Source organism: Alcanivorax sp. HI0083 (assembly GCF_001635175.1).
This window is the reverse complement of sequence record NZ_LWFX01000372.1, coordinates 1-767: the sequence shown is the minus strand read 5'-3', so window position 1 is coordinate 767 and position 767 is coordinate 1. Positions and strand designations below refer to the sequence as shown.

1 pseudogene is annotated in these 767 nt (G+C 62.5%); it reads right to left on the bottom strand.

Annotated elements, in window-relative coordinates:
* Positions 1 to 250: 250 nt before the first annotated feature.
* A pseudogene (locus A3754_RS27130) lies at positions 251 to 767 on the bottom strand (hypothetical protein); the annotation flags it as partial.

Sequence of the window (767 nt, the reverse complement as noted above, 5' to 3'; positions counted from 1 at the left end):
CTAGAAGGGGAGACGCAGCACGCTACATGCATCACGCAACAACGCGGGCGAGCCTGGGCGAGGTGAGAGTTTCGAGTTGCGAGAAGCGAGTTTCGAAAGGCAAAACCCCAAACCCCGTACTTGGCTGGTTTTTTTGATTTTCGAAACTCGTGACTCGTAACCCGCTTCTGGAATCCTTGCCTCGCCCAGGCTCGGATCACCCGCAGGCAGGTTATTCGCTTCGCTCACCCTTCGGGCCGCACTGCGTGCGTTACTCCGCTACGCTACGTTCCTGCGGGTGCTTCGTAGAGGCGTGGTTGCCGGTTCCCGGATGGCTGCTATCTGCTGCGGGCTGCGGGTCGGCATTGACCTGGGCGCGCTTGAGCGCCTCGCTGGCGGGGGCGCCTTCAACATGCTGGATGAACTCACTGATCCAGCCGGCGGTCACGTCCGGATACTGGAGAAGGGGGCTCCAGTGTCCGCAGTCTATTTCCCGGCGCCACAGGCGATCTGTCCACTGGGGCAGGTCTTCGAGCATGGCCGGGCGCACATAGTTGTCTTCGCGGGCAACGATCAGCTGCACCGGGACTTTGGTATGCCGCTCCCGGGGCTTGAGCAGACAAGGCAGCATGTTGGCGCGGTACAGTTCGATACCGTGCACGCCGTCCTGCTGTTGAGTGGCGCTGACTTCGCTGTGCAGGTTTTCGGTGCGGCGCAGTACCTGCGGCCAGACCTTGGCCAGGCCGGCTTTCCACAGGGTCGGGGCCAGCACCGGCAACTGGAAGAGG